The organism is Alkalibacter mobilis, assembly GCF_015594845.1.
In the GTDB taxonomy this organism is placed as follows: domain Bacteria; phylum Bacillota; class Clostridia; order Eubacteriales; family Alkalibacteraceae; genus Alkalibacter; species Alkalibacter mobilis.
In genome coordinates this window covers 1-2,756 of sequence record NZ_JADNRK010000055.1, presented here as the reverse complement: position 1 = coordinate 2,756, position 2,756 = coordinate 1, and the positions used below count along the sequence as shown (strand labels likewise).

Sequence of the window (2,756 nt, the reverse complement as noted above, 5' to 3'; positions counted from 1 at the left end):
TAAAGTAATTCCGCGGCAATGGCGGAGGGGCTACACCTGTTCCCATCCCGAACACAGAAGTAAAGTCCTCCTGCGCAGATGGTACTTGGATGGCGACGTCCTGGGAGAGTATGTCGCTGCGGGATTCATTCCTCAGTAGCTCAAAGGTGGAGCAACCGGCTGTTAACCGGTAGGCTGCTGGTTCGAATCCAGCCTGGGGAGCCATTTGGCCCCTTGGTCAAGCGGTTAAGACACCGCCCTTTCACGGCGGTAACAGGGGTTCGAGTCCCCTAGGGGTCACCATTATGTCTTAACACAGTCTATTTGAATAGACAAATTTTATAAGTCCAAGCTTGCTTGTGACTTACTGCGGCCTGGTAGTTCAGTTGGTTAGAATGCCAGCCTGTCACGCTGGAGGTCGAGGGTTCGAGTCCCTTCCAGGTCGCCATTTATTTAAACGAAACTTTTAAAAAGTGAAGTTGATTATCAACAAGTATAAGGATTGACAAAATCAAATAATAGTTATTTATGCTGGTGTGGCTCAACGGTAGAGCAGCTGACTTGTAATCAGCAGGTTGTAGGTTCGATTCCTATCACCAGCTCCATTATTTTATGGGGGAATTCCCGAGTGGCCAAAGGGGGCAGACTGTAAATCTGTTGGCAGCGCCTTCAGAGGTTCGAATCCTCTTTCCCCCACCATTTGACCCATTAGCTCAGTTGGCAGAGCACCTGACTTTTAATCAGGGTGTCCCGCGTTCGAGTCGCGGATGGGTCACCATCTTTATTAACAGAAGTCTTTCAAAAACACGGAAGACTTTTTTTTATGAAAATTTTTATTATTTTCATAAAATATGTTAAAATGATAAAGTCTTAATTTAAATTTATGAGGGAGGAAATCATGAAATCATTTTTAGAAAATCGTTTTAAATTGAAAGAAAACAATACAACGATTCGAACGGAGATCATGGCGGGTATTACAACATTTATGACAATGGCCTACATCTTGATCGTAAATCCTAGTATTCTTTCGGCAACAGGCATGGATTTTAATGCTCTGATTACAGCCACTGCGTTAGCTGCAGCTATCGGTACTTTTATTATGGCATTTTATGCCAATTATCCATTTGCTTTGGCACCTGGTATGGGACTAAATGCATATTTTGCATATGTCGTGGTTTTACAAATGGGCTATAGTTGGCAATTGGCATTGACAGCTATATTTGCAGAAGGACTTATCTTTATTTTATTGAGTGTTTTCAATGTCAGGGAAGCATTGTTCAATGCAATACCGACAACTTTAAAAAAGGCTGTGGGCGTAGGTATTGGCCTGTTTATTGCCTTTATAGGATTTCAAAATGCTGGAATTATTGTTAGCAATGATGCAACCTTGGTGGGTTTGGGAAATCTAAGATCCATAGCTGCAATTTTGACAATAGTTGGAATAGTTATTACAGTAGTATTGTTGGTAAGGAAAGTCAGAGGGGCTATTTTATGGGGCATCCTGGCAACTTATTTAATTGGGTTGATTTGTCAATTAACTGGAATTTATGTTGTAAATCCTGAGTTGGGGATGTATTCCCTGATTCCGTCCGGAATAATTTCGACACCACCTTCTCTTTCACCGATATTATTTAAGTTTGATTTCTCAAACATTTTTTCGATTCAATTTCTAATGGTAATATTTACATTTTTATTTGTTGATCTTTTTGATACATTAGGTACTTTGATTGGCGTTTCAACCAAAGCAGGTTTTTTGAATGAAAAGGGCGAACTGCCTAAAATAAAACAAGCTCTCATGGCAGATGCCGTTGCGACTACTGCAGGCGCAGTTCTGGGAACATCAACTACTACAACTTATGTTGAAAGTGCTTCAGGAGTAGCTGATGGTGGAAGAACCGGTTTGACTGCCTTTACAACGGGAGTATTATTTTTGCTGGCTTTGATATTTAGTCCGGTAATATCAGTAATTCCTTCATTTGCAACAGCACCGGCACTAGTCATTGTTGGTTTGTTCATGATGGAACATGTGGTGGATATAGATTTTAACGACTATACCGAAGCTTTACCGGCTTTTATGACGATTTTCATGATGCCGCTTGCTTACAGTATTTCTGATGGTTTAGCCTTTGGCGGAATATCTTACGTAGTGGTCAAATTATTGACCGGAAAAAGAAAAGACATCCACCCGGTAATGTATTTTGTAGCTTTATTGTTTGTATTATACTTCTTGATCTAAAAATAGCGAACCATATGGTTCGCTATTTTTGTATATTGAATTCAACATCTCTTGGTAAGGCCAAGCCACTTTCAACTTCTATAGCCTTTATGATACCGCTAGGGACAGGACAAGCAAGATGCTTGCAATTGTTATTTGCAGATTGGTAAACTTTCGAGTCTGCGAATTTACTGAAGCATTCTGAAAAACCGTCTATTTCCTGTAAATCTGCTTCCATTTTTTTAACGTAGGGACACTTGGTATCCATTGATACCTTTACACCGCTGCGGCCAACTTTTTCAACTGTTATTGTTGTATCCAGCCCACACACTCCAGGTTTTACAAATACTGTTGACATGATTACCTCCCAGAAAGATTATTTAAAAACATTATACCCCTCTTGGTATAAGAAAAACAAGGACAAATAATAAAAGTTTGTCAATAACTTGAGAAAATGTCTCTTTTTTTTAAAGTAATTATCGTTAGAAAATGTCTCTTTTTCAGTCTGTCTCATATTAAATTGAGACAGACTGTTGTTTTTCAAAGAATAATTCGTAAAGAA

General features: G+C 39.5%; 2 protein-coding genes, 6 tRNA genes and 1 rRNA gene. 8 read left to right on the top strand and 1 reads right to left on the bottom strand.

Going from position 1 to position 2,756, the window contains the following annotated elements; genetic code table 11:
• Window positions 1-8: 8 nt before the first annotated feature.
• From rrf to IWB18_RS12270, 8 genes are all read left to right on the top strand, one after another.
• Window positions 9-125, top strand: a 5S ribosomal RNA gene (gene rrf / locus IWB18_RS12305).
• A 4-nt stretch (window positions 126-129) separates the two neighbouring features.
• Window positions 130-204: transfer RNA gene (locus tag IWB18_RS12300), tRNA-Asn, on the top strand.
• 3 nt (window positions 205-207) lie between these two features.
• Window positions 208-282: transfer RNA gene (locus IWB18_RS12295), tRNA-Glu, on the top strand.
• A 68-nt stretch (window positions 283-350) separates the two neighbouring features.
• Window positions 351-427: transfer RNA gene (locus tag IWB18_RS12290), tRNA-Asp, on the top strand.
• A gap of 82 nt (window positions 428-509) precedes the next feature.
• Window positions 510-584 (top strand) — tRNA-Thr (locus tag IWB18_RS12285).
• A gap of 9 nt (window positions 585-593) precedes the next feature.
• Window positions 594-678 (top strand) — tRNA-Tyr (locus IWB18_RS12280).
• 3 nt (window positions 679-681) lie between these two features.
• Window positions 682-757 (top strand) — tRNA-Lys (locus IWB18_RS12275).
• Between the two features lie 120 nt (window positions 758-877).
• Complete coding sequence (locus tag IWB18_RS12270) at window positions 878-2,215, top strand: NCS2 family permease (RefSeq protein WP_195683910.1); 1,338 nt, start codon at window positions 878-880, stop codon at window positions 2,213-2,215.
• Window positions 2,216-2,237: 22 nt separating this feature from the next.
• Here the strand turns inward: IWB18_RS12270 and IWB18_RS12265 are convergent, their stop codons facing one another.
• Window positions 2,238-2,552, bottom strand: a complete 315-nt coding sequence (locus IWB18_RS12265; RefSeq protein ID WP_195683909.1) for a DUF6951 family protein — start codon at window positions 2,550-2,552, stop codon at window positions 2,238-2,240.
• Window positions 2,553-2,756: the final 204 nt, after the last annotated feature.

Coding starts and splice junctions, on each gene's coding strand:
- IWB18_RS12270 (WP_195683910.1), top strand. CDS start 878: ATGAAATCATTTTTAGAAAATCGTTTTAAATTGAAAGAAAACAATACA.
- IWB18_RS12265 (WP_195683909.1), bottom strand. CDS start 2,552: ATGTCAACAGTATTTGTAAAACCTGGAGTGTGTGGGCTGGATACAACA.